The sequence below is a fragment of the Sphingomonas sp. P3_C5 genome (genome assembly GCF_056402635.1).
Genome location: NZ_JBFUHA010000009.1, coordinates 192,080 through 217,375 on the forward strand (window position 1 = coordinate 192,080; position 25,296 = coordinate 217,375).

Here is a 25,296-nt window from a genome sequence, read left to right on the forward strand (position 1 = left end):
ATTTTCGTCGCCAAAAGGACATTATTTTCACTCTTGATATCCCACATTATTTTCCATGGGTGATATCCTATTGTAAGGTAGCGAGGGCCCGCATCCGCCAGGTATCGGGCAAAATGGGAAACGCCATGTCGGTTTCAAAAGCGCAAGATACTGTCTCGGCTGCCGAAATCCGCGATTTCGCGCTGCTTGACCTGCTCGCGACTCTCGAGCGCTCGCAGGCGACCGCCGATGAACTCGGCCTGTCGACAGTGGGCATCCGACTCGATCAGGCGATCCTCGCCCTTATGCGTGAGCGTGCGGTCGGGTTCGAGGCGCAGGGATTACCGCGAGGGCTCGCCAACCGTCACTGATTGAGCCGATTTGGCGCTACTTCTTCCGGTGGCGATTCGCATAGAGCAAAGCCGCCACTATCGCGGCCGAACCGACTCCCAGCCCGATCGTCGCGAGCGGCCAGCGCTTGGCCTTTGCCAAAGCGGCTGATGCCGCCGCGGCCGCACGCTGCTGCGTGACGGCAAGCGTTTCGGCCAGAATCTCGTTGGGGATCTCGTTGGTGCTTTCCTGGTCGTCGGGCGTCGGCAAGCTCACTCTCCTTTTGCGGGACCGGCATAATCCCGCCTGAACGCGTTGGCGAAAGCTGTGATTCGGCCTTCGGCGATCGCCGCGCGCAGATCGGCCATCAGCGCCTGATAGAAGCACAGATTATGCTCGGTCATTAACATCGCGCCCAAAATTTCGCCCGCGCGGACGAGATGGTGGAGATAGGCGCGGCTCCAGCCGGTGCAAACCGGGCAGGCGCAGGTCGGGTCGAGCGGCCCTGTATCCTCGGCGAATTTGGCGTTGCGGATGTTGATAGGGCCGGTGCGTGTGAAGGCCTGGCCGGTTCGGCCGGATCGGGTCGGCAGCACGCAATCGAACATGTCTATCCCACGCTCGACCGCGCCGACGATGTCATCGGGCTTGCCGACGCCCATCAGATAGCGCGGCTTGTCGGCGGGGAGCTGGCCGGGGGCGAAATCGAGGCAGCCGAACATCGCCTCCTGACCTTCGCCGACCGCGAGGCCGCCGACCGCATAGCCGTCGAAACCGATATCGATCAGCGCGGCGGCGCTGTCGCCGCGCAGGGTCTGGTCGAGCGCGCCTTGCTGGATGCCGAAGATCGCCGCGCTTTCGGCGTGCGCGCCGCCGCTGTCGAAGGCGTCGCGGCTGCGCTTCGCCCAGCGCATCGAGCGCGCCATGGCGGCGGCCTGAACCTCGGGTGTGGAGGTGGTCGGCACCAGCTCGTCGAACGCCATCACGATGTCCGATCCGAGCAGCCGCTGGATCTCTATCGAACGTTCGGGGGAGAGCGTGTGGCGCGATCCGTCGAGATGGCTCCTGAAGGTCACCCCATCTTCGGAGCGCGTGGTCAGGTCCGACAGGCTCATCACCTGATAGCCGCCCGAGTCGGTCAGGATCGGCCGGTCCCATCCCATGAAGGCGTGCAGGCCGCCAAGCCGCGCCACACGCTCGGCGCCGGGCCGGAGCATCAGATGATAGGTATTGCCGAGGATGATGTCGGCGCCGCTCGCGCGGACATCGGCGGGTTTCACCGCCTTGACGGTGGCGGCGGTGCCGACCGGCATGAAGGCTGGCGTGCGGATCGTGCCGCGCCGCATCGCGATGGTGCCGGTGCGGGCCTTGCCGTCAGTGGCGGAGATGGTGAAGTCGAAGCGCGGGGCCATGGCCGGCCTCCTAGCGTCGTGGTGCGGTCGCTGTCGACACGCATCGCTCGCTCGCCCTATGCGTTGGCCCGTGATGGCTGATGAACGGGACGAAGCGTTGCGCGCCATGGCGCTGCACCGGGGGCTGAAGCTCCGGAAATCGCGGCGGCGCAAGCCCGGCGGCGATTTCGGGCTTTATGGTCTCGAAGATGCCGGCGGCAAGGCAGTGCTCGGGATCGGCGAGAAGAGGCTGGAGGCGACTGCGGACGAAGTCGAGGCGTGGCTCCGCGATGCGGCGCGGGCGACCTGGAAGAGTTCGGCGGGGACAGTGAAGGCAAGGCCCGCTGCGCCGAGGCGCGAACCGACTCACGCACCGGAGCCCGAGCTGGAACAAAAAGTCGCGCCACAGCCGGAACCCAAAACAGAGCCGAAGCCAGAACCAAAGCCAAAGCCAGAACCAAAGCCGAAGCCGAAGCCGAAGCCGAAGTTCAAGATCACCACTGCCAACCTCTTCTCCAAGCTGCCATCCGCGCGCCGTGCCGAGGCTTTCACCGCGCTGCTCGAACGCCCCGGACTGCGGATCGAACGGATCGTCTCGCAGGGCCAGGCCACACCCGAGGATGAGCCGATGGTGCAGGCGCAGGACGAATGGGTCGTGCTGTTGCAAGGCGAGGCTGGTATCAGGATCGAGGATTCAGTGCCGGTGACATTGCGGCCGGGCGATCATCTGACGATCGCGGGCGGCCAGCGCCATTGGGTGACATTCACCGCGAAGGACGAGCCGACAGTGTGGCTCGCTGTGCATCTCGGCTGAGGTCCATTCCCGAGCCGCGATATAACGCGGCGTTAACCAAATCATGATTAGTGAGCCGGGTAGGGGCTGAAGGCGAATTCACGGTGCAAGAGCGTTGCGGGGCGAGGCTATGTGCCGAAAGCGAATCGTCGTTGCTACGGTTCTCGTGGATCACTGGCCTCGTAGGATTGGCTGAAGCGCCGATCCCGCGTGCGGCAGCACGGCGCTGCGGAGGCGGGCGGTGAGCGAGAAGATCCTGCTCTTCATTCCGTGCTATAATTGCGCGCCTCAGATCGGGCGGGTGTTGGCCCAGCTTCACGGTCCGGCGGCTGCGCATATCAGCGAAGTGCTCGTCCTCGACAATGGCAGCAACGACGGCACGATCGATCGCGCGCGGGAGGCGGCGAGTGGCATCACGGCCCCGCCGATCACGATTGCCCGCAACCACAGCAACTATCACCTCGGCGGATCGCACAAGTCGGCGTTCGCCTATGCGGCGGCCAACGGTTTCAGCCATGTCATTGTGCTGCACGGCGATGACCAGGGGCGGGTCGATGACATCGTCCCGGTGCTGGAGCACGGCGATCACCTGAATCACGATGCATGCCTTGGCGCGCGCTTCATGCGGGGATCGACCTTGCACGGCTATTCGCGGTTCCGCAGACTCGGCAACTGGGTGTTCAACTGGCTTTTTTCGGCGATCGCGGGGGAGCGAATCTACGATCTCGGCTCGGGGCTGAACCTGTTCAGCCGCGCTGTCTTCACTGATCCGCAGGTGACCCGAGCGTCTGATGACCTGCGTTTCAACAATTATCTGCTCATGGGCCTGATCGACCGGCGGCGGCGCATTCTCTATTTCCCGATCACATGGCGGGAGGAGGATCAGGTCTCCAACGTGCGGCTGATTTCGCAAACGCTGGGGGTGCTCGCAATCGGATGGGATTATCTCGCGCGGCGCCGCCATTTCCGTACCGCCGACCATCGCGAGCGGCCCGTGGCGAACTATGGCATGGATGTGATCGCGCGGAGCGGCGCACGTGGCTGAGCTTGCGCTTGTCATGCCGATGGCGGGGCGGGGCTCGCGCTTCTCGACCGCCGGGGAGCCGACGCCGAAACCGCTTGTCGAAATCGCGGGCCGGCCCTTTTTCTGGTGGGCAACCGAGAGCGTCCTGCGGGCGACGCAGGTAGGCGAGATCGTTTTCGTGGTGCTCGAGGAGCATATCGCCAATCACGGCATCGACCAGACGATTGGCCGTTACTATCCCGATGCGCGGATCGTCGCCATTGCCGAACCCACCAGCGGTGCCGCCGAGACCGGCGCGATCGGCGTGGCGGCGCTTACCGGGGATGGCCCGATTGCGATCAACGACTGCGACCATGCTTTCCGCGCGCCCGGACTCAGCGACCTCGTCGATGCGCTCTCATCAGGTGCGGCAGGAGGTCTTGTCGGCTTCGCATCGGATGACCCTGCCTATTCCTTCGTCCGGCTCGACGCGCAGGACCGCACGCGGGTGCTGGAGACTGTCGAGAAGCAGCGCGTTGGCCCCTTTGCCATTGCCGGCTGCTATCTGTTTCGCGATCGTCCGACCTTCGCCGCTGCCCTGAATCGGTATCGCGAAACCTGCTCCTATGCCGAGCTGTTCGTCAGCGGGCTTTACAATGTGCTGTGCGAAGAGGGTGAGCTGGTGCGGTTCCAGTCGCTCGAGCGGCATATCTCCTTTGGAACCCCAGGCGAGCTGGCGCGGGTCTCGCCAGAGGCACTTCAGGGCCTGTTCGTGGAACAGTCAGCTTGACGATCATCTCGGTCGCAGCTCTGGCGATGCTGGTGCTTGGCCATTTGCTGCGCGCGATCCGCCAAGCCACATTATTCCCCGCCAGCGCGCGCCCACGAACCTTTCACCTGATGGTCGGGTTGAGCGTGGCCTATGTCGTCAACGTCGTCATACCGTTCCGCATCGGCGAGGCAGGGCGGGCGCTCTATGTCGCCGCGCGCGCCGATCAGCCATTCGGCAGGGTCTGCGCTACGGTGATCGTGGAGCGCCTGTCGGACCTCGCGGTAGTGTCCGTGCTGCTCTTTGCCATACCGATGTTTTTTGGGGCGGATCATTCCACGGTCCCATTCGTCGCCAGCGTGACGATGGGCGGGACGTTGGTCGTCGCGGTTCTTCTGGCGCATTTGCTGCGATCCTCGCGCCATGCCCGGGCAGCGCTGTGGGGCCTGGCTTCGCTGTTCAACGACAGGCTTCGTTTCACCCTGGTCGATATGGCCTGGAGTGCCGCCCAGTTCCTCACATCGACCCTGTTGCTTCGCCCGCGCTATGTGATGCTGACGGTGCTGATGTGGGGGGCCTATCTGCTCGCCTATGTGTTGCTGGGCCTTTCGGTCCAGCTGGATCTTGCCTCCGTCATCGTCGTTCTGCTGTCCCGGCCATTAGCCCCACTGGCCGATGCAGGAGCACTCGCGTCCGCGCTGGTCCTGCTCACCACTTTCGCTGCGCTGTTCATCCTGAGCATCGGATTGATCGTCGATCGCGGTGGGATCGGGCGGTCGCTCCGGAGGGTGGTTCGCCTTGGCTTGCCGCCGGCGGAGCTTCCCGCTGCGATGGTCGGGACCGCATTCGCCCGGGACGAGGATTATGGCGCGATGCTGCGCGCGCATTTCACCGATGGCAAATCGACGATGGCGCGCTTCGGTCTGCATGGGCTGGACGGCGCTGTCGTGCAGCGCCTTTTGCCGGGTGGGTCGGACGCCATCACCGCCGTTGTGGAGACGGACGGCCATCTGGCGATCCGTAAGTTCGCCTTCGAAGACGCCGGCGACAAGCTCGCCGAGCAGGCGGGCTGGCTCCACGCTCATCAGGGCGAATTGCCGCTTGCCGAGATCACGTCGGAACGGCGGAGCGGCGCCAAGTTCCGGTTCGACATGCCCTATCTGACGACGGCTCGTGACCTTTGCGAGATGATCCACGTCCTGCCCGTCGCCGCAAGCCGGGAGCTGGTCGGCGATGTCGTGCGCCGTGTCGCGCTATGGCATGAAAGCCACGCGGCCGGGCAGTGCAGCGACGACGCGCTTGCAGCCTATATCAATCACAAGGTGGTCGCCAATGCGAGGATGGTGCTCGACTTTGCGCGGCTGCGACTGCCCGAGCGATATCACATCAATGGCGGATCCTTCTCGCTGGAGGAATGGAACTGCCTGCTCGATCCCGTGTGGATCGCGGAGCAACTCCCGAGCCGGGCGACCAGCGCAATCCACGGCGACCTCACCATCGAGAACATCATTGTCTGCCCCGAGCGCGCTCCTGGCTGGTATCTGATCGACCCCAATCCGGGCAATCTGTTCGACACGCCGCTGATCGACTGGGCGAAGCTGATGCAGTCTCTCAACCTTGGCTATGAGGCGCTCAATCGCGGGCCGGCCGCGTCTCTGAGAGATGATGCGATCGACGTCATGTTTGCACGATCCCGTGCTTACTCTGACGTTCATGAGGGGCTGGTCGAGCAGCTTTCCGACCGGCTCGGCGCTGACGGATTGCGCGAAGTCTCGTTCCACGAGATCGTGAACTATCTGAGGCTCATTCCCTACAAGATGCGGCACAATCCGGCCAAGGCGATGACCTTCTTCGCCGCTGCGTCAGTGCTGCTGCGCCGCTACACGGCAGGTGACGATGCCTGATCTCCAGGCCCTGTTCGTGGATATGGACGGTACGCTGGTCGACACCGCGGACGCCAATTTTGCCGCCTATGCGGCCGCGCTGAGTGAGGGGGGCGTTGCGGTGGACCGTGCGGAGTTCGACCGCCTGGCCACCGGCCGGCACTGGCGGCAGTTCCTTCCGCCCCTGCTGGCCAGGACCACGGTCGAGCCGGCCGCAGTGGCGGCACGCAAGCAGAGTATCTATCCCGGCATGGTCGCGCATACGCGGTTGAACCAGCAGCTCATGACGCTCCTCTCGTCGCTTCGGCCGGCGCTGAAACTTGGCCTTGTCACCAGCGCTTCGCGATCGGGGGTCACGGCGATACTTACTGTTCATGGGCTTGAGTCGTGGTTCGACATCGTCATTTCGGGCGACGACGTTACCGAGCCCAAGCCTTCGCCCGAGGCCTATCTTCTTGCCGCCAAGGGTCTCGATATTCCCGCCTCTCGCTGCATGGTGATCGAGGATTCTCCCGTCGGGGTGGAGAGCGCCAGGCGGGCGGGCATGACCGTTCTGAAGATCGAAGCAGCGCGCTTCACCGACTGAACACCGAGGGTGCGCTGACGGCGAGTTGCGACTTTCTCAGCAAGGCCTTGGCATCGCCTGGCGTCGGATCGGCGATGCGGTGATAGCCGGCATCGAGCGTGTTCAGATCCTCCGCGCTTAAGGGAACGGCGATGATCGCGCTCATGGTGACTGCCCGCAATGCCGGCGGCGTGGAACTGTCTGGCACCTCCCGGCCGAGGAGCGGCGCGACACGATCCTGCTTGGCGAGGAACATGATCTGCTGTGGATGCAGCGCGGCGACGCAGGGCAATGCGCCCTGCTCGAGCTGTTCGGGCATCAGCTTGGGCCAATAGGATATGAAGCTTGGCTCAAGCGTCAACTGGACGATGGTTCGGCCGTCCTGTTGCATGGTCACGCCGAGCATGTCGCAGGCTGCAGGCTGCGGAACCCTGTGAAAGCCCCGTTGCAGGAGCTGGAGATGAAGATAGCGGTCTTCGTTCCAGGTGTCGGTCAGGACCACGAGAGGGGCGCCGGCGGGTGCAGAGGTGATGAGGTGATCGATGCGGCCGAAATCCCGGTCGACGGCACCTTGCCAGTCGCGCCAGAGAGAGATGCCCCAGATACGCCCAGAGAGGACACGCGGCCCGTCCGACAGCCCAAGGCCGGTAATCGGACCGGCGATCACGAACAGGCTGAGCAGCCCGAGGGCGATCGGCATGATCGGCCGCCCGGCGGTCAGATCGGCGAGGAGCTCTTCCAGACCCCGTGCCGCTAGCGCGCCCAGAAAGGGCGCCAGGATCAGGAATTGGCGCACCTCCCACATCTTCCCCAGCAGGGCGAGATTGAAAAGCAGCGGCACGCCGATAAGGAGCGCCAGCCGGCGCCATTCCTTGTTTCGGCAGAGCGCCGCAGCGCCGAGCGACAGAAGGGCCAGCCCCGGCAGCCCGCACGCATAAACGAACTGGTTCAGATGGGTTAAGGCGCTGGGTGGCCGATCCCAAAGCTGTACCGCGAGCTTGCCTGCCTGGATCGCATCGAGCGGGCTTGAATGCACCAGCGCGAAGATGCCGAACAGCGTCACAAGCGCGGCGACGCCGGCGATAATGGTACCAATAGCGGCGCGCTTGAGATCCTGGCCTTCGGTGCCGATGAGCGGGACGGCTACTACGGCGACCAGCACCATATCGGTGCGTGTCGCGACGGAGATTCCGATCAGCACGCCAGCGGCGACCATCGCCGCCCAGGAGCGCCAATGCGAAAGCACGGCCAGCGCCACGAGGCAGAGCGCGGCCGCCGGCACGTTATCGTTGAAAAAGAAGCTGCTCTCCGCGATCACGGGCATGATCAGGACCGTCGCCGCAACGATCTTCCAGCGGGCGCCCGACCATCGCCGGATCAGAAAAGCGGACGCAGCGAGCAGGAAGACAAGCCCGACGATCATGATCAGGCGCAGCGCGCCGTCGCCGCCGAAGACTGGCGAAAGCGCGGAAATGCCGAGCACCGTGCCCAATTTGGTCAGGCCGTAATAATCGGCGTTGAAGGGCGCGAAGGGCATGAAATCAGCGATCGAATGCCGTGAGAGGTGCACGCCGAGCGACACGACCGAGGCGCTGAAGCCTTCGACATGGACGGGATGGAGTGCCGGCAGGAAAAACCACAATGCCGCAAGGATAATGGCCAGCCACGGCAGCGCCCGCCGGGGTATCGCCAGAGTCTCGCTTAGCGGCATTTTCCCTCGCTTGATGTTGCCCGACCCATTCGGCTTGCTGCCTTGCCGCAGGCCTTGGGGATAGAGTGAAAATGTATCGATACCGCGAACCGCCGAAGCTCGAGGCACTTCCGCACGATCGGTTTGAGCAAACGGGTCGCACGCGCGACGCTCAGCCTAACCACCGCGAGGCGGCATCGGACAGGGTGAGGCATACTTCGCGGCGCGGGCGAGCGCCTTTTCGATCATCTCGATCGCGCCCGGATCGCTCTTCTGCTCCTCGCGGATTTGCCATTTCTTCGGCTGGCGCACCCGGAGCCAGTGCAGCGCGGCGTTGAGATCGGGCGGGAAATGGTGTTTGTGGGCGGCGTAGACCGGTTTGGGATCACTGGCGCTTTTGAAGACCTTGGTGCGCTCGACGCTGCACCCAACGGCGCGGGAATAGAGCGCGCGCTCGACCCGGGCATCGGCATGCTCCTTCCCGACGACCACGGCTGCCGCGAACTCCTCATGGGTGTTGCGCCAGCGATAGATGGTCCGGACGCACACCTCGAAATGCTCGGCGAGCTCTTCGTCGGTGGCGCCGAGGCGGCACATGTGGCTGGCCTGTTCGGCGAATTCTGGTTTGTAGATCATGGCGCTTGGATAGCGCGGCTGGACCTAGGGTTGAATCAAGGGCGGGCGGGCAAAATGTCAGTAGGGTTCTGACAGGTTTGCTTTGCTGCGATACTTAAAATATTGTTATTAATCAGTACATTAAGCAGACGCGCCAGAATCAATGTCCGTTTATTTCCGCGGGCAATTGATCTGATAGCTCGAGCATCGTGACTGGCTGCTCGACGATGAACTGCCGTAAGGGTGATACCCATAGGTGTTCGAGGAGGAGCCACCGCTGGTTGAACGATTGGTGTAGGGCCTGGAGGGCTGCGCGCTCCCGAAATTCGGACGCAGCCAACTCTGGTCCTGCCTTACAGCCTGCTCATATGTCGAGGGCGGTGTATAGCGTCGCTGCGCGCGGGGTGTGTAGATCGAACTTCCCGAACTCCCCGAAGTGTACGAGCCACTGCTCGCGCTGTTGCCATATGAACGCGAGCTCCCCTGGGATGAAGTACTCGGCGCCGACGACCGGCGCGAATAAGAGGGAGGCACGCTGCTGGTGAAACTCGGGTCGCCGCCGAGATTTACGCTGAGCGGGTGTTGCCGACGATATTGCATGCGTCGCCATTCACTCGCACGCTCGGCATATAATTTCTGCTCGGATTTGCTGCTTTGATCCGTATTGCGGACATTGTCCTGAGGACTCCCGAAGTTGGTCTCATCTCTGGGGTCGCGAGGCTTGGGAGGCCATTCGGTTGCCCCAAAGGGCCGCTGGCTCTGGTAGTTGGGCCTGTCCCGGATCTTTTGCTCTTCGGTTTGCGCAAATGCCGACCCGGCGCAGGTTATCGCCATGACGAAAAGAACCGTGCGCTTCATCGTTGCCTCCCCGAGCAATATTGCAGCTCACTGGCCAGCATAGCGCCTTTTCGTTTCAGTCCAAGCCCGATGCTCTTGCAGACGCCGATTGGACAATGATGCCACGTGCGATAACCCCCAGGCTACGCCACCCGCCATGGGGGCTGGCATCCGACTTGGGGATAATCGCACGCAACACCGAAATCCCGGCTCAATGTCGCATCGAACCTGAAGCCATCATGGAGATGTCAGATTTGCGGGCGGCTGCCGGCGGAAGGACTTCAGGCGGAAGTTGTTTCTCGGTGGCCAGAGAGCATTGCCTCCCGCGAGCGCGATGGTCTGTGCCGTGTCGTCAAACGCCGAAATCGTTACGCCTGCGGCAGCCAGTCCGTCCGTGGCGTAGCTGGAATCAATGAAGTCTCCCACTATCGGACCGGACAGGGACGCGCCCGCCGTCCCTTGGGCGTTGCCGACGTCTCTCAGGATATTGCTGTTCGTGCCGAAGGTGAGGCTTGCACCGGCTGCCGTCGCCGTCGGCCCGGTACCCGACATATAGACGTCGGTCCCGTCGATGCCGATCACAACCGTGCCCGAGGGGATGGTCCCTCCAGCAACCTTCAGACCGAGCAGCTTCAGGGACGCGCGTGCCACGTTCTGGATCTTGGTCGAGCCGCCGGTGAGATCGCCTGTCAGCACCTTGGAAGCCAGATTGCTGACGAACACAGGCACGTTCGGAACGAAGGTACGACCGGTACAGGCCGAGAGGTTGCCGACGCTTGTCGAAAAGGTCCCGTAGATCGTTTCCGCGCCAGGCGGGCCCTGATAGCCGTTCTGGAGCACTGCCTTCATGACCTTGGTGGTGGTGTCGAACGAAAAGACGTAGAATGTCTTACCCGTATCGTCGTCGGTCAGCACGTCGCCGGGGACCAGATATGCCTGTTCCGCAGCGCCGGCTGACTGAAAAAACGTGCCGGTCAAAATAAGGCCGGAGAGCGTGAGATCCGGAAACCGCGATGATTTTGGGAAGCCCGATTGTGACCGCTCGATCTCGACGGGCGAGGTCAGGCCATTCACCTGCAATTTGCGAGTGTAATAGGGACAGCCATAGAGTCGCTGCGCATCGTTTGCGATGCCCCCACCCAGGGACTTCACGCCTACTGAATTGCCCGTAGTGAGATTGCGGGCAATGTATCCGTGGCCGAAGTCCACCTTGTACGCACTAGGCTGCGCCCCGAATGCGGGCGTTACGATCCCGCCAGCCAAGGCTGTGTTGGCCAGGCATCGATAAATCGGCAGACCGCCCCCGGTATTGGTGACATCCTGGACCAAGCCCCCTCGCGTAAAAACGTCCTGAGCCGAAAGCACGCAGACGCGCTCGAAATTCAGCGCGGTGCCGATGAAGAGAATGGGCGACGAACAGGACGCATTGCCCACATGGCGGGTCGTGGACGCGCTCAAATGGTTATCCGGCGTGCCTCGCACGTTGTTATAGGTGACGGTCTGCATATTCATGTCGCCACCAAGGAAGATCACGGCCTTGCCGGCAGATCCCATGAGGTTTCCGAGGCGATCAAGGCATTCGATATAGCAATCCTGGAAGGTGAGCGGCGCCAGATATCCCGCATGCGCGTTGAACAGGTTCATTGTCGCGCTCAGGGAGACGTTGATGACCGGCCCCTGGAATCGCCCTGAACGATGCCCGTGAGTCGAACCTTCGAGAAACGTAAAAATCTGGTTCCCGGTGATATTGCTGATCGAGACGTTGCGGCTCTGCGTCTGACCGACGTCGATGGCATATTTGGTGAACTGGATCAGGCAGTCGCGCACCTTCAGGAAGTCACCGTTGGCGTCATAGTTGGACGGCTGTACGACGACAGTGCAGACAAAGCCCTCGAACGTGCACCGCTCGACGGTGACATTCGAGCTTTGGCCCTTGCCATATTGGGTCGATCCCACACCGCTATAGGACGGGTAGGCGACGTCGTTGTAAGAGACATATTGATTGGGCAGGCCGCTGTTATAAGCACCCATATAGGCCCAGACCATCGTTCCATCGGCCTCGGTAGCCGTCGATCCGCTCGGGCCTCCGCTCGCTGCCGATATGCCGTAGTTGCGCGCCACATAGACCTTGGAATTGACGAAGCACACCTCCCCGGTCTGGTAGGCCGTCGAGGCCACCCACGCGGCCAGGGTCGGCCGTGTTCCCGAGAATGGATCAACCGCAATCGCTGAATAGGGCGTGTAACGCCCATCCTGCATGGCGCTCAGACTCGAGTCGTACCAGTTCTTGACGTCTCGGTCGTCGCACGTCGGATTGAGGGCGAGGGCTCCGCTCGTCACCGCCAAATTGTTGTCGATGACATATTTGGCGAACAGGCCGAAGAGCCCCATGTCGCTGATGGTGCAATTGCGCTGGCCCTGAACGCTGATCAGGGGGCGGTCGCTGAAAGCCGCGTAAAGGCCGGTGCCGGGAGATCCCTGCAAAGAGGCGTGCCCTGCGTAAAGTGCACCGGAGCCACGGATATTGACGTGAGTGTAACTGCCCAGTGTCCCGCCGCCGAAGCCGGCGTGAATCGTATCGTAAAATGCATATTTGCCGGCCGGCACCCAGGCGGTCGAAATTCCAAAATATTGGCAGTAATAGAGCAGCGCGTTCATGGCCGGCGCATTGTCCGTTCCGGTGACCGCGTTGCTGTCATAGGGCTTTGCGCCATCGTCATAGCCGCCGAACATCAGCAGATCCGGCCGCTGTTCGTTCAACTGCCAATAGGCGCCGTCTGCCGACTGGAACCACCACAGGCCCGAGCCCCATCCGAGCGCACTCGTCGCCGCGGATGTCGATCGCCGATAGGATGCCGCGCCTTTCCCGAGGCTGCGATAGCCTGTCGTCTGGACGATATCGGCGTCACTGGGCACGGTCGCCGCTATGGCTGCCGCAAGCAGCCCTGGTGAATAGATCATGATATACTCCTCTAGGTTAATAATAAAATCGCGATATTAGAGTAATGCGTGCAAATTTAAGTGAACGATCTCAAGGATATTATTGTCTCTCCCAATAGTTTTGCTAACTAATGGCGTAATTCATGGTAGATAGATTGACTGTCTGCTTATGAGATGCTGAACTATGTGATTGATCGATGCCATCGACCTTTCGGCTGGTGAAAATTCTCTCGAAGCCAGGGCAAGGCGCTGACGAATGTTGCTGAGAGAGGGCGCGCGCGCTGGACGCGAACATCGGCCCTTGCCGGCGACCAGCGCCTCGGCGAACTCATCATGGATGTTGGGCGAACGACAAACCGCGCGGACGCAGACCTCGAGACGCTCGGCGAGATCCTCGTCGGTCGCGCCGAGGCTGCACATGGTGCGGGGCTGATTGGCGAATTCGGGTTTGTAGATCATGGCGCTGTGGGTAGCGCGGGTGGCCTTGGGGTTGAATCAAGGTCGGGGTAGCAAAATGTCAGTAGGGTTCTGACAGGTTTGGCTGGCGCGGATTGCGCCTATTATCGTTTTAATTCATATATATAGATCTAAGACAGATCCTTTGACCCGTCCTTCAGGGATATGGCCTCAGCCAGTCAATTCCATCTCCCAGATCTCTCCTTGCTCGGGCCGCCCGAATTCGTGATGCACCTCGGTTGAGACAATCCGGAAACCCTCGCCGGCATAGATGCGCCGCGCGCTGTCGAGCACGGTATGGGTCCAAAGTTTCAGCGTCGTATAGCCGGCTTCCCGTGCGAAAGTGACGCAGCGCCCGACGAGATCGCTGCCGATTCCCATGCCGCGCGCCCAGGGTTCGACATAGAGGAGGCGCAACTGGGCAACGCCCTCACCGGCGTCAACGACGAATACCGAGCCGGCCATCACCCCGCCGCTCTCCGCCACCCAGCATTGTTCGCGCCCTTCGCGATAATCGCGCAGGAACCGCGCGGTCACTTCGCCGAGCAGGACCTCCATCGGCGCGCCCCAATCATGGCTCTCACGATAGAGGATCGCCTGGCGCGCCGTGATCATGCCCATATCACCGGTGCCGAAGGTGCGGACGGTATAACCGCGCTTGGCGTCGTTCGAGAGCAGCCCGCGCGCGGCATCGAGCGCAGTGACGAGTGCGCGCTGGTCGACCTCTCCAAGCGTTTCGATCCGCGCCTCGAGCACCGCGCGCTGGCGGTGGTCCAGATCAGCAAAGGCAGCGCGGCCCGTAGCGGTCAACGCGATCGGCCGCCGCCGCGCGTCGGTGCCGCGCCCGCGCTCGATCCAGCCGCTCGATTCGAACTTGCGCAGGATCCGGCTCGCATAGCCCGCATCGAGCCCAAGCGCCTGTTGCAGTTCGACCGCCACCGGACCTTCGCGCGTGGCGATTTCGTACAGCATCCGCGCCTCGGCGAGCGACATGGCACTGCCCAGGAAGTGCGCGTCGAGCGCGCCCGAGAAGTGGGTGTAGAAGCGGTTGAACGCGCGCAGCGACGACAATGTCTGGTCCATGCCGCCAAACTGGCGGATAAACTTGACGGAGTCAACTATTAGGGCCAATCGGCCCTAAAGCAGGGCGCGCATGACGTCGCCCGGCGTTTCGAACAGGACATCGGGCTCGAGCCCGGTCAGCGCTGTTCGATTGGCGTATCCCCACAGGACAGCGCCCGCAGCGACACCTGCCTTGCGCGCGGCGGTGATGTCGCGGGTCTCGTCACCGATCGCGATCACCTGATGGGGCGCAAGGCCGCTCCGGCGCAGCACGCGCTTGAACAGGCGGGCCTTGCCGAACAAGGAAGCTCGGCATTCGAACAGCTCGACCCGCGCGATCGTTTCAGGCGCCAGGACGGTCCGGACATTGGCCTCGCTGTTGGACGTGACGATCGCGATCCGCACGCCGCCGGCGTCGAGCGCCTCGAACAAGGCGTCGATCCCGTCGAACGGTGCGATCTGGTCGATCTGTTCGGCGAGCAGCGCATGGACATGGCGCGAGATCGCCGGGAGCTTCCAGCGCGAGATGCCGAGATGACGGATCACCTCGCGCGAGGTGAGGCCACGCAGCATTTCCAGCTCGTCCCTGGGGGTCGCGCGGAAGCGGAAACGCCGGGCGAGGTCGTCGACGATCGACAGGAACCAGTCGCCGCTATTGGCGAGCGTGCCGTCGAAATCGAAGATGGCGAGTGCATAGCCGGGCGAGCGACGCGTCGCACCGGCTCCCTCAACGGCAAGAGCGCCCCCCGACATGCGATCAGCCACCGCGCTTGCCCTTTTTGCCGGGCGGCCGATCGCCTCCGGCGGTGGCGCGGATCGTCAGCAGCTCGGCGCGGGTGGCGGCGTCATCCTTGTCGGTATCGAAACGCGTGAACAGAGCCCCGAGTCCCGCCTGCAGCTCGGTGAGCGTGATCCGATTGTCGCCATCGCTGTCGATAGTGAAGGGGCTGGGCAGCGCATTGCGATCGCCGAGCCATTTCAGTGCCCAGTCGCTATAGTCGATATAGCCAATCGATCCCTTATGGCCGGTATCGACCGCATCGAAGCTCTTCGTGACGCACTGGATGAGCTCGATGCGGGTCGTCTTGCCGTCATTGTCCGTGTCGCACGCCGCGATCATCATCCCGACGGGCTCGACCACCATCGTCGCCGGGGGCTGGCCGTTGGACCCGTTCGCGATCGGCGGGCTGCCCTGCGCGGCGAGCTGGACAGGGACCGTCGCGTGCGTGTCCTGTGCCGAAACGGACGCGCTGAAGGCGACCGCAAGGGTAGCAGCAAGGATCGCGGCGGTAATCGGCAAGCGCATTGCGGGGATGGGCCTTTCAGGGAATCGCCAGGATGGCGCCGCCATAGCTACAGAAACGTTAGCTGGTGTCGATGGTATGACGACGAGCTGCCCATATGATCGGTTGCCGCTTTGACCGCCGCGAGCGGCGTCTCATAGGCGAGGGCGTCAGGAGGGGCGCCAGCATGTCGTTCCCTGACTGGGCCGCCTATTCGCTGATGGTTGTTCATGGCATCCGTGCGGAAAAGCACCCGACAGATCACAAGTATTTGTATTTAAACGGCTTTTTTATGAGGCTGGCTCTCAACACGATAAGCGAGACGAAGTGCTCCCCAATGCCGCCCCCCAACCCAAATCGGCATGGACAGATCCTTCAGGAGAACGAACTCTCCCCCGCCCATATCGCGCCGGTAGGTCTGCAACAGGAATTTACTCTGGCTTTGTGCGGCGCGCAGACCGGTCCTATCGTCAAATATGCGCCTGTTTCGGCAATTCGCGCTATTCCAGACGAGGTCGTCGCTTTGCTCGCGGCTAAATTTCTTCATATGGGTGGGTAAATACCCGTTACGATCAACAGCCGCGCAAAAGACGATACGAGGATCCATCGCAAGGACAGGCTCTTGTATCAGTGGCAGGACCTCGTCAGTGAAGTTCGTGAATGCGTTCATAAATTGCGTAGGGTTGGTACCAGCGATCGGGCGATAAGTTTCGTCGAACAGAGCTTCAAACCCAATTTTTCGAGACGCAACCGCTTCTTCGAATGCCTGGGTGACTGCCGCGGCAACCCGAGTCAGCATTGCGAGCATCTTTCCGTCGCTCCCGACCATAGTACTGCCGGCCAGCTCGTTCATCAGCCCCTCGCTATGATCGAGGCAGTTTTGTACCCGCCGATCAATCGAGCTAAGACTGCCGGCAGTCTCGCGCATTCCGTCGGTGCAGTGATCGATTCGATCGAGCACCGCCTGGCAATGGAGGCGGTTCTCCGCCGCGGCCGTTGCGGTGTTTTTAACCTTGCCCCCGACAGTGGACAGGTTGGTACGAAGCCCCTCGAAAACGCCGGTGATTACCCCGACGCCTTGATTGACGTCGCCTACAACTGACAGCGAGTCTACACAGACGTTCCGCAAATAGCCGACACTTTTGGAGAGCTCGCCCAAGGTGCCCTCGATGTCTATGGTCGCTTGGTTTGTCTGACACGACAAGGCCTTGACCTCGCTGGCGACGACCGCGAAGCCAGCGCCTGATTCTCCCGCCCGTGCCGCCTCTATCGTCGCATTCAGAGCAAGTATGTTGGTTAGCCGGGCAATATTCTGGATGGTGCGCGAGCTTGTACTTACCGCATCTAATGTACCGTCAACGTGCCCCAGCCTGTCACTCATGCCGCCTACTGACTCGGAGAGATGGCGAACCGCTGAAAGCGCCATAACAGCTGCTTGCATTGATTTCTCAGATTGCTCGGCAGTTAACGCGATGACATCGCTTGTCTCTATAGCTACCTTGTCAATGTTAACAACATCTCGGACAAGAACCTGAACCAATTCCTGAACGTGATCAAACAGGCTCTGTTGGTCATGAACGAAACGGGTAATTTCCGAAACTGTTCCAGCAATCTCGGCCATCTCAAGGCTTATTTGATCAAGTTTGTTTTGAATCTCCTCGCCAAATGTATCGGAAGCGTTTTGACGCACACTTTTCTCCCTCTACATTGGTAAATTGACGCTTATGCATATTAGTATCAGCCAGAAATGAATTTAGCGTCAACTCAATCAAAGTCAGCGCTGGCTCCGGGTTTACCTGCAGCTGCCCACCAATGCACATTCACGGCAGCAGCAGGGAAGCATCCCCGTAAGAGTAGAAACGGTAGCCATTTCCAATGGCATACGCGTAAGCTGCTTTCATCCGCTCGGTGCCCATCAACGCGCTGACCAGCATGAACAGCGTTGATCGCGGCAGATGGAAATTGGTGACGAGCCCGTCCACGCCCCGGAAGCGATAGCCCGGCGTGATGAAGATCGCGGTGTCGCCCTCGAATGGCCGGACGATATCGTCTTCGCCGGTCGCGCTTTCGATCAGCCTGAGGCTCGTAGTGCCGACCGCGATCACGCGACCGCCCGTCGCGCGCACCGCGTTGAGCTGGTCCGCGGTGGCGGCGTCGATACGACCCCATTCGGCGTGCATCTTGTGGCTTTCGGTATCGTCCACCTTGACCGGCAGGAAGGTGCCCGCGCCGACATGCAGCGTCAGCGTCGTATGCCCGACCCCGGCTGCGTCGAGCGCGGCGATCAGCGCCGGCGTGAAATGCAGCGCGGCGGTCGGTGCGGCGACTGCGCCTTTCTCAGCCGCGAACATCGTCTGATAATCATCGGCATCGCGCGCATCGGCGGCGCGGCGGGCGGCGATATAGGGCGGCAACGGCATCCGGCCTGCGCGCTCCAGCAGCAGCTCGACCGGCTCGTCGCCGTTGAAGGTGAGGGCGAGGCTGCCATCCTCGGCGCGGTCGCTCGCCACCGCGCTGACGCCGGCGCCGAAATCCACCATGTCGCCTTCGCGCAGGCGCCTGGCGTTGCGGACAAAGGCACGCCAGCGCCGTGGCCCTTCGCGTTTATGGAGTGTTGCGCCGATCCGGGCGTTCCCCTTCGTCCCTTCGAGCTGGGCGGGGATGACGCGGGTGTCGTTGAAGACGAGCAGGTCGCCAGCGCGGAGCTGGCCCGGCAGGTCAGCGACCATCATGTCGCGCGTCGCGTCACTGTCCAGCACGAGCATGCGCGCCGAATCGCGCGGCGACGCTGGGCGCAGCGCGATCCGCTCGGGCGGCAGATCGAAGTCGAAAAGATCAACCTTCATCCGGTCATCCCGGAAAAACCGGCGGCGCTTATTTCTTTGGTGCCGCCTTCTTCTTCGCAGGCACTGCCGGGGCAGGCTTTGCCGCTACCGGCTTCACCTTCACCACCATCGGCGCCGGCTTGCTGCTCGGCAGTGTCAGTGTCGGCTCGAGCGTCGGTGCGGCCTCGACCGGTGGCGGCGTATAGGCCGGCGGATTATCCGCGGCGACATAGGCGTGAAGGATCTTGGTGGGTCGCGCCGGCGGCTCGCCGCGCGCGATCGCATCCACATATTGCATGCCGTCGATCACCCGGCCGAACACCGTATATTTATGGTCGAGGCTCAGCCTTGGCTGAAACACGATGAAGAACTGGCTGTTGGCGCTGTCTTCCTTGTCCGCCGTCCGCGCGGCCGAAACGGCACCGCGCACATGCGGCAGGAAATTGAACTCCGCCTTCATATCGGGCAGCGTCGATCCGCCGGTGCCGTCGCCCTTGGGATCACCGCCCTGCGCCATGAAACCATCGATCACGCGGTGAAAGGCGAGACCGTCATAGAAATGCTGGCGCGTGAGCGTCTTGATCCGCTCGACCATCAATGGCGCGGCATCGGGCCGCAGCCAGATCGTGACCCGGCCGCCATCGGACAGATCGAGATAGAGCAGATTCTCGGGATCGGTCATCGACGGCACAGGTGGACGACCCGCAATCTGGACATCCATATTCTGCGCGAACGCAGGCCCGGCAAGAAGAGCAGATACACACAGGATCAGGCTGGCAATAAAACGCATCACATCCCCGTAAGGCTTGGCCCATAGGCTCGGGCTTTAATGGGCGCTTAGAGCAAATCCCCGCTTGCGCCAATCTGAACATCGCCCGCTCGAAACCAGGGTCATCCAACCCAACCGTGGCGCTCGTGTGGCAGAGCTTCGAAATCGGGTGTTATGAGCCCTTGAGACCGATCGCCGCGACCCGCGTCGCCACTTCAGCCGCGACGGTCGGCGGCACGAAGCGGTGGATCGGCCCGCCATACAGCGCGATTTCCTTGACCAGCCGGCTCGCGATCGGCTGCAGCGAGACATCGGCCATCAGGAACACAGTCTCGACCCGCGGATTGATCTGCTGGTTCATCCCCGCCATCTGATATTCATATTCGAAATCGGCGACGGCGCGCAGCCCGCGGATGATCACCCGGGCGCCCTCGCGCTCGGCGAAATCCATCAGCAGCGAATCGAAGCTGACGACATGGATCTCGCCGCCGATCTCGGCGACCTCGCGCTGGACCATCGTCATGCGCTCTTCGAGATTGAACATCGGCGATTTGCTAGGGTTGGTGGTCACGCCGATCACCAGCCGGTCGACCAGCTTCGCGCCGCGCCGGATGATATCCATATGCCCGAGGGTCACTGGATCGAAGGTGCCGGGATAAACACCGGTGCGCATGGTCATTGTATGCTCGCCCCCTTCTTTTCGGTCGACCGCGGCTTTCGAAGGATCACCGATCCCGCTCGAGCGTAAACCGCGCGATTTCGCGCAGCAGATCGGCTTCCGGGCCATAATTCTGCAGATGCTGGATCGCCTGGTCGACGAGCATCCGCGCCTGCTCCCGTGCGCGGGGCAGGCCGAGCAGCGACAGGAAGGTCTCCTTGCCGGCGCCCTGATCCTTGCCGACCTTCTTGCCCACCGCTTCTTCAGTGCCTTCGACATCGAGAATGTCGTCGGCAATCTGGAAGGCGAGGCCGAGGTCGCGGGCATAGCCCCGCAGCGAGGTTCGTCCCTCGGGCGGTATCCGGCCGAGGATCGCGCCGGCCTCGACCGAACAGGCAATCAGGGCGCCCGTCTTCATTGCCTGGAGGCGGGTGACGGTCGGCAGATCGAAGCTGGATTTCTCGGCCTCGATATCCATCATTTGTCCGCCAGCCATGCCCGAAGGCCCCGCCGCGCGAGCGAGATCGAGCACAAGCTCGGCGCGGACGAACGGATCCGGATGAGTCGCCGGATCGGCGAGGATCTCGAAGGCAAGCGCGTGTAGCGAGTCGCCGGCCAGGATCGCGGCCGCCTCGCCGAAGATCTTGTGCGCGGTCGGCTTGCCGCGGCGCATATCGTCATCATCCATCGCCGGCAGATCGTCATGGATCAGCGAATAGACATGGATGCACTCGATCGCTGTCGCCGCACGCCCGGTGCAATCGCGATCGACCCCGAACAGCCGCGCGGTCGCGAAGACGAGCAAAGGGCGGAGCCGCTTGCCGCCGCCGATCGCCGAGTGGCGCATCGCGCGGTACAGGTTCGCCCGCGGATCATCGGGGATCGCCAGGAAGACGTCGAGGCGCCGGTCGATATCCGCGCCGACCTGAGTCAGCGCCGCCTTGAGCGACAGGGAGGCGGCCGCCATCGGGTCAGCCGGCAGCAAAGGACTGGACACCAGTTGGACGGCCTTCGCCATCGAGCCGGATCGCCTCGATCCGCGCCTGTGCCGCGTCGAGCCGCTCCGCACAACGCCGCCTGAGCCGGTCGCCGCGTTCGTAAAGGCTGATCGCCTGGTCGAGCGGCGCATCGCCGCTTTCGAGCCGCGAGACGATTGCCTCGAGCTCCTTCAGTGCGTCCTCGAACGACAGCTCTTCTATCGGAGTATCCATCGCACCGCTATGCGGCAGGCGGGCGAGGGGGGTCAAGAAGGCGTGGCGGTATGGAATGCGCGCGCGGGATTTGAGTGAGGCGGGAGGACTTGATATCGTCCGATCATATCGGGAGGTCGTAATGGCGAGCAAAGCGATCAAAGTTACCCTTGGGGGCATGACGAATCGGGCACGGCATTATGTCGAGACCGGCCGATACGCTTCGATGAGCGAGGTTATTCAAGAGGGTTTGCGCGCCCTTGATCGCGAGGAGGCGATGCTCGACGAGTTCTATCGCCGGAAGATCGACGAGGCGCTTGCCGATCCGAGACCTGCAATATTCGTCGAGGAAGCATTTGCCCGGTTGGACAAGCTTTCAGCTGCGAGGCGTCACGATTGAGATGTCGGTCAGATGGGGAACAGGCCTATCAGAGCCATGATCGCGATCAGGGGCTCCTGGATGTCTGCGCTTCCGCCATCACCTCGGCCACCAGATCCTTGCGGCTGAGCTTTCCGATCATCGTCTTGGGCATGGTCAACCGGATCACCACCTCATCGACCCGCTCGTGCCGGCCGAGCTGCGGGTTCAGCCAGCCGCGCAACTCCTCGCTGGTCGCCACCGCGCCATCGTTCAGCGTAACATAGGCGCGCGGGTGCTCGCCGCGATATTTGTCGGGCAGGCCGATCACCATCGCTTCCTTCACCGCCGGATGATGATGGAGCACTGCCTCGATCTGGCTTGGAAACACCTTGAAGCCCGACACCGCGATCATGTCCTTCAGCCGGTCGACGATGCGGATAAAGCCGTCGTCGTCGATCGTCCCGACATCGCCGGTGCGCAGCCATTTTCGCCCGGCAGGATCGGTCACGAACACCTCGGCATCGGCCTCCGGGCGGTTCCAATAGCCCTTCATGATCTGCGGGCCCGAGACGAGGATTTCGCCCGGCTCGCCTTCGGGCGCGGGCTGGCTGGGATCGCCCTTGTCGACGAGGCACACATGCGTGCCGGGGATAGGCTGGCCGATCGTGCCGGATTTGCCTTCGCCTTCGTAAGGATTGGCGGAGATCACGCCCGAACTCTCCGACAGGCCATAGCCCTCGACCACGGCCGCGCCGGTCGCGGCTTCGAACTTCGCCTTGAGTTCGGCCGGCAGCGGTGCTCCGCCGGAAATGCAGATCCGCAGCGACGCGAAATCGGTCGCGCCGATCTTGGGATGATCGAGCAGCGCCTGATACATGGTCGGCACGCCGGGCAACGCGGTCGCCTTGGTCCGGCTGATCGCCGCGAGCACCTGGCCCGCGTCGAAGCGCGGCAGCATCACGATGCAGCCGCCATTGTGGACGGTCCGGTTCAACACACAGGTGTTGGCGAAGACGTGGAACAGCGGCAACACGCCGAGGATGCGGTCATGCATCTCGGGGTGCGGATCGAGCCCCATGACCTGCCGCGCATTGGCTGACAGATTCTGGTGCGTGAGCATCGCGCCCTTGGGAACGCCGGTGGTGCCGCCGGTATATTGGATCAGTGCGACATCCCTGACCGGATCGATCGCCGGGGCGGGGCAGGCGCCGTCATTGGCGATCAATGCCGAAAAGGCGGTGATGCGTGGATCGACGGGCCGTTTCGTCACCTCGCGACGCTTGAACAGCCGGTAGAGCACCGACTTGCCCGCAGGGAGCGCGCCTGCGACCGATCCAACCACGAGCCGTTCCAGCGTGCTGCCCTCGAGCACCGCGAGCGCGGTCGGGAGCAATGCGCTGGCCGAGAGGGTGAACAGCAGCTTCGTCCCCGAATCCGCGACCTGATGCTCGAGTTCCGCGACGGTATAGAGCGGCGAGAAATTCACCACCGTCGCACCGAGCTTGAGGATACCGTAATAGGCCGCGGCGTAATGCGGCACATTGGGCAGGAACAGGCCGATCCGGTCGCCGGGCCCATAGCCGAGCGCCTTCAGGCCGGCCGCGACCCGGTTGGCACCTTCAAGCGTCTCGGCATAGCTATAGTGCCGCCCGAGGAAATCGATCAGCGGCGAATCGCCACCGCGCGCCGCCGCCTGATCGAAGAAATCGATCATTGAAAGCGGCGAGAACTCCGAATCCCAGCGCGTGGGATGGCGATAGGAACTGCGCCAGGCGCTTTCGGGGTCAGTCATGGAAAAGGTGTAGGGAGACGCCCCCTGAGGCGCAAGCCGATCCAAACTGGAAGCCTGAGGCGCAAGCCGATCCAAACTGGAAGCGCCCACGCAAGAGTCAGGCGATGCTCTTCGTCGTCCAGGTGATCAGCAGCGAGACCGCGAACAGCCCGGTGTCGAGCGCGGCCTGGAGGCGATGCGGCGCGCGATCGGACTGATCATGGGTGAGGATGTTGATGTTCGCCGACGGATGGCGCGCGGCTGCAATCAGCAGTGCGGCTGCCGCCAAACCCAGGCCAAGTCGACGATTGCGCACGGGCGCTCCTCCAATCCATTCACCATAAACGCGAGCACGTGCTCCGGCAAGCGATGCTCAGGCGGCGATTTCGTTCCGGATGGTATCGAGCGGGGCGATCGTCCTTCCGCGTACCCGATCGCGCCCGTCGGCCTTGGCCTCGAACAAGGCGCGATCAGCACCGCGATAGAGCGCTTTCCAGTCGCCCTCGTCCATCAGCGGTCCCGTGCAGGCGCCGATGCTTGCGGTCACCTTGAGGTCGAATGGCATCCGTCCGGCGCGCAGTCGCGCCAGTATTTCCTCGGCCGCGACTGCGGTTGCGGTTGGCGCCACGATGGCGAATTCCTCGCCGCCGATCCGCGCGACCAGCGCCGAGGATGATACCGCCTGGCGCAAGGTGCGCGCGAAGACGCGCAGCACCTCATCGCCGCCGTCATGGCCGATCATCTCGTTGACCCGTTTGAAATGATCGATGTCGGCGAGCAACAGCGTCTGATCGCCCTCGCGGCCGATCGCGTGGCGCAGAAAGGCGCGGCGGTTGAGCAGGCCGGTCAGCGGATCGGTATCGGCGAGCAGCCGCGCCGCAATCTCCCGCGCTCGCGCCTCGTCGCGCTCGTTGCTCAGGAGGCGGATGCGATAGGCGATGGCAAGGCTCGAGAACAGCGCCTCGACCGTCACGGTCAGGATCGTCGAATTGTCGAGCCAGAAGCTCCAGCCGACCGCGTTCAGCGCGTTCGCCACCCGGAGGCAGGCAAAGATGATCGGCGCCGCCCAGGCGATCGCGAACATCCAGAGGTAATTGCTCCGCGTCCGCCAGCCGCGCCACAGGATGGGGATGACGATGCCGAGCTGGGCAATGAAAGCGAGGGTGAAGAAATAGTCGAACAGCGCGATTCGCCACGGCGCGAGCGTGATGAGCATCAGGATGGTTGCGGTCATCACCGCAAACACCAGGTTGGTGGCTTTGGTGAGCCATCCGGCGAAGACGCGCGGCTCGAAAAAGGTTCGCGCGAACAGCATCGCCGCCATCGCCGACACGCCGAGCGACGCATAGTTGATCCGGAGCCGGTCATTGTTGATGATATCGGGCCAGGCCCAGGCCAACGCGCCCGACGACGAGATCGCGTAGGTCAGCAACCCGGCCAGCATGCCGCAATAAGCGAGCTGAAAGCGATATCTGAGCGCGCCCCAGAGCGCGAGATTATAGACCAGCAATGCGATGCACAGGCCGGAGAACGCGGCATACATGATGCCCAGGACGAGATTGGCGTCAGCGCTTTCGGCCGGTGTCGCGATCCGCGGGCCGACGACGATGCCGCGCAGATTGGCCGAGCCCTCGACGTGCCAGAGCAGCCGGACGAGCGGCGCGGCGCGGGCGGGCAGGTCGCGTTCGATGATTGCGCCGAGCTGCAGATGCCTGGTCGCAGCCCGGCCGTCAGTTACGGCGGAGACGATCGCGCCATCGGCATACAGCGCGAAAAGCGTGGTACGCTCCTGCCACAGGCTGCCGACCCGGACATCAGCGATCCCGGTGACGTTCACTGGTGCCGAGAGGACCCAATAGTCGCCCGAGCCAAAGGCGGTTTGCTTCGTATCGCAATCGAACCGCTCAGCCTGATTGAACAACGCGCGTGCCTGCATGCCGGATTTTGCGCGCGTCACGCAGACGGCCACCGGGCGCCCGGCGACGCCGGTTTGTGCTGCTGCCGGTGCAGTGCCGATTGCGCCGGAGGCGAGAACCGCACCCACCAGCGCCATCAGATTGAAAAACCACCGCCTGCACATTGGGGTGCTCTAGCGCCGCGATGCGAACAGAAGGTAAATTCGCGAG

General features: G+C 62.8%; 25 protein-coding genes. 7 read left to right on the forward strand and 18 right to left on the reverse strand.

Going from position 1 to position 25,296, the window contains the following annotated elements; all coding sequences use genetic code 11:
* The first annotated feature begins 125 nt into the window (after nucleotides 1-125).
* On the forward strand, nucleotides 126-350 hold the full coding sequence (locus tag AC1DVS_RS20930; RefSeq protein ID WP_478026030.1) for a hypothetical protein: 225 nt from the start codon (nucleotides 126-128) through the stop codon (nucleotides 348-350).
* A 16-nt stretch (nucleotides 351-366) separates the two neighbouring features.
* Here the strand turns inward: AC1DVS_RS20930 and AC1DVS_RS20935 are convergent, their stop codons facing one another.
* The gene (locus tag AC1DVS_RS20935) at nucleotides 367-579 is read right to left on the reverse strand and encodes a hypothetical protein (protein WP_478026032.1); all 213 of its coding nucleotides are present in this window, start codon (nucleotides 577-579) and stop codon (nucleotides 367-369) included.
* A gap of 2 nt (nucleotides 580-581) precedes the next feature.
* A complete protein-coding gene (gene tgt, locus AC1DVS_RS20940) occupies nucleotides 582-1,721 on the reverse strand; it encodes a tRNA guanosine(34) transglycosylase Tgt (RefSeq protein WP_478026034.1) in 1,140 nt (379 codons plus the stop codon).
* 73 nt (nucleotides 1,722-1,794) lie between these two features.
* On the opposite strand from tgt, the gene AC1DVS_RS20945 reads away from it, so the two are divergent.
* The 5 genes from AC1DVS_RS20945 (at nucleotide 1,795) to AC1DVS_RS20965 (ending at nucleotide 6,734) form a co-directional block, all read left to right on the forward strand.
* Entirely contained in the window at nucleotides 1,795-2,514 is a 720-nt protein-coding gene (locus tag AC1DVS_RS20945) for a cupin domain-containing protein (protein WP_478026036.1), read from the forward strand.
* A 220-nt stretch (nucleotides 2,515-2,734) separates the two neighbouring features.
* Nucleotides 2,735-3,538 carry a glycosyltransferase family 2 protein gene (locus AC1DVS_RS20950; protein WP_478026038.1) on the forward strand — a complete coding sequence of 268 codons (804 nt, stop codon included), beginning with the start codon at nucleotides 2,735-2,737 and terminating at the stop codon, nucleotides 3,536-3,538.
* A complete protein-coding gene (locus tag AC1DVS_RS20955; RefSeq protein ID WP_478026040.1) occupies nucleotides 3,531-4,286 on the forward strand; it encodes an NTP transferase domain-containing protein in 756 nt (251 codons plus the stop codon). The genes AC1DVS_RS20950 and AC1DVS_RS20955 overlap by 8 nt, the downstream gene beginning before the upstream one ends.
* Nucleotides 4,283-6,169 carry a lysylphosphatidylglycerol synthase transmembrane domain-containing protein gene (locus AC1DVS_RS20960; RefSeq protein ID WP_478026042.1) on the forward strand — a complete coding sequence of 629 codons (1,887 nt, stop codon included), beginning with the start codon at nucleotides 4,283-4,285 and terminating at the stop codon, nucleotides 6,167-6,169. The genes AC1DVS_RS20955 and AC1DVS_RS20960 overlap by 4 nt, the downstream gene beginning before the upstream one ends.
* On the forward strand, nucleotides 6,162-6,734 hold the full coding sequence (locus AC1DVS_RS20965) for an HAD family hydrolase (protein ID WP_478026044.1): 573 nt from the start codon (nucleotides 6,162-6,164) through the stop codon (nucleotides 6,732-6,734). The genes AC1DVS_RS20960 and AC1DVS_RS20965 overlap by 8 nt, the downstream gene beginning before the upstream one ends.
* On the opposite strand, the gene AC1DVS_RS20970 is transcribed toward AC1DVS_RS20965, so the two are convergent.
* From AC1DVS_RS20970 to AC1DVS_RS21030, 13 genes are all read right to left on the reverse strand, one after another.
* The gene (locus AC1DVS_RS20970; RefSeq protein WP_478026046.1) at nucleotides 6,724-8,424 is read right to left on the reverse strand and encodes a hypothetical protein; all 1,701 of its coding nucleotides are present in this window, start codon (nucleotides 8,422-8,424) and stop codon (nucleotides 6,724-6,726) included. The genes AC1DVS_RS20965 and AC1DVS_RS20970 overlap by 11 nt on opposite strands.
* 156 nt (nucleotides 8,425-8,580) lie before the next feature.
* Nucleotides 8,581-9,039, reverse strand: a complete 459-nt coding sequence (locus AC1DVS_RS20975) for a helix-turn-helix domain-containing protein (RefSeq protein ID WP_478026047.1) — start codon at nucleotides 9,037-9,039, stop codon at nucleotides 8,581-8,583.
* Nucleotides 9,040-10,092: 1,053 nt separating this feature from the next.
* Complete coding sequence (locus AC1DVS_RS20980) at nucleotides 10,093-12,588, reverse strand: hypothetical protein (protein WP_478026049.1); 2,496 nt, start codon at nucleotides 12,586-12,588, stop codon at nucleotides 10,093-10,095.
* Nucleotides 12,589-12,936: 348 nt separating this feature from the next.
* Nucleotides 12,937-13,254 (reverse strand): hypothetical protein, encoded by a 318-nt coding sequence (locus tag AC1DVS_RS20985; protein WP_478026051.1) that lies wholly within the window; start codon nucleotides 13,252-13,254, stop codon nucleotides 12,937-12,939.
* 168 nt (nucleotides 13,255-13,422) lie between these two features.
* Nucleotides 13,423-14,334: a bifunctional helix-turn-helix transcriptional regulator/GNAT family N-acetyltransferase gene (locus AC1DVS_RS20990; RefSeq protein ID WP_478026053.1), complete on the reverse strand. Its 912-nt coding sequence runs from the start codon at nucleotides 14,332-14,334 to the stop codon at nucleotides 13,423-13,425.
* Between the two features lie 54 nt (nucleotides 14,335-14,388).
* Nucleotides 14,389-15,078 (reverse strand): HAD hydrolase-like protein, encoded by a 690-nt coding sequence (locus AC1DVS_RS20995; RefSeq protein ID WP_478026055.1) that lies wholly within the window; start codon nucleotides 15,076-15,078, stop codon nucleotides 14,389-14,391.
* Nucleotides 15,071-15,619 (reverse strand): EF-hand domain-containing protein, encoded by a 549-nt coding sequence (locus AC1DVS_RS21000; protein WP_478026057.1) that lies wholly within the window; start codon nucleotides 15,617-15,619, stop codon nucleotides 15,071-15,073. The genes AC1DVS_RS20995 and AC1DVS_RS21000 overlap by 8 nt, the downstream gene beginning before the upstream one ends.
* Nucleotides 15,620-15,873: 254 nt before the next feature.
* Nucleotides 15,874-17,286, reverse strand: a complete 1,413-nt coding sequence (locus AC1DVS_RS21005; protein WP_478026059.1) for a methyl-accepting chemotaxis protein — start codon at nucleotides 17,284-17,286, stop codon at nucleotides 15,874-15,876.
* Between the two features lie 130 nt (nucleotides 17,287-17,416).
* Nucleotides 17,417-18,442: a tRNA preQ1(34) S-adenosylmethionine ribosyltransferase-isomerase QueA gene (gene queA, locus AC1DVS_RS21010; RefSeq protein ID WP_478026061.1), complete on the reverse strand. Its 1,026-nt coding sequence runs from the start codon at nucleotides 18,440-18,442 to the stop codon at nucleotides 17,417-17,419.
* A 28-nt stretch (nucleotides 18,443-18,470) separates the two neighbouring features.
* Complete coding sequence (locus AC1DVS_RS21015; protein ID WP_478026063.1) at nucleotides 18,471-19,211, reverse strand: peptidylprolyl isomerase; 741 nt, start codon at nucleotides 19,209-19,211, stop codon at nucleotides 18,471-18,473.
* Between the two features lie 151 nt (nucleotides 19,212-19,362).
* Nucleotides 19,363-19,869 carry a pantetheine-phosphate adenylyltransferase gene (gene coaD, locus AC1DVS_RS21020; RefSeq protein ID WP_478026065.1) on the reverse strand — a complete coding sequence of 169 codons (507 nt, stop codon included), beginning with the start codon at nucleotides 19,867-19,869 and terminating at the stop codon, nucleotides 19,363-19,365.
* A 46-nt stretch (nucleotides 19,870-19,915) separates the two neighbouring features.
* The gene (locus tag AC1DVS_RS21025; protein WP_478026129.1) at nucleotides 19,916-20,815 is read right to left on the reverse strand and encodes a polyprenyl synthetase family protein; all 900 of its coding nucleotides are present in this window, start codon (nucleotides 20,813-20,815) and stop codon (nucleotides 19,916-19,918) included.
* Between the two features lie 4 nt (nucleotides 20,816-20,819).
* Nucleotides 20,820-21,059 (reverse strand): exodeoxyribonuclease VII small subunit, encoded by a 240-nt coding sequence (locus tag AC1DVS_RS21030; protein ID WP_478026067.1) that lies wholly within the window; start codon nucleotides 21,057-21,059, stop codon nucleotides 20,820-20,822.
* 121 nt (nucleotides 21,060-21,180) lie between these two features.
* Between AC1DVS_RS21030 and AC1DVS_RS21035 the strand changes: the two genes are divergently transcribed.
* A complete protein-coding gene (locus tag AC1DVS_RS21035) occupies nucleotides 21,181-21,438 on the forward strand; it encodes a ribbon-helix-helix domain-containing protein (protein WP_478026069.1) in 258 nt (85 codons plus the stop codon).
* A 46-nt stretch (nucleotides 21,439-21,484) separates the two neighbouring features.
* Here AC1DVS_RS21035 and AC1DVS_RS21040 read toward each other — a convergent pair whose 3' ends face one another.
* The 3 genes from AC1DVS_RS21040 to AC1DVS_RS21050 form a co-directional block, all read right to left on the reverse strand.
* On the reverse strand, nucleotides 21,485-23,191 hold the full coding sequence (locus AC1DVS_RS21040; RefSeq protein WP_478026071.1) for a long-chain-fatty-acid--CoA ligase: 1,707 nt from the start codon (nucleotides 23,189-23,191) through the stop codon (nucleotides 21,485-21,487).
* Nucleotides 23,192-23,288: 97 nt separating this feature from the next.
* Nucleotides 23,289-23,486: a hypothetical protein gene (locus AC1DVS_RS21045; RefSeq protein WP_478026073.1), complete on the reverse strand. Its 198-nt coding sequence runs from the start codon at nucleotides 23,484-23,486 to the stop codon at nucleotides 23,289-23,291.
* A 57-nt stretch (nucleotides 23,487-23,543) separates the two neighbouring features.
* Nucleotides 23,544-25,250: a GGDEF domain-containing protein gene (locus AC1DVS_RS21050; protein WP_478026075.1), complete on the reverse strand. Its 1,707-nt coding sequence runs from the start codon at nucleotides 25,248-25,250 to the stop codon at nucleotides 23,544-23,546.
* Nucleotides 25,251-25,296 lie beyond the last annotated feature (46 nt).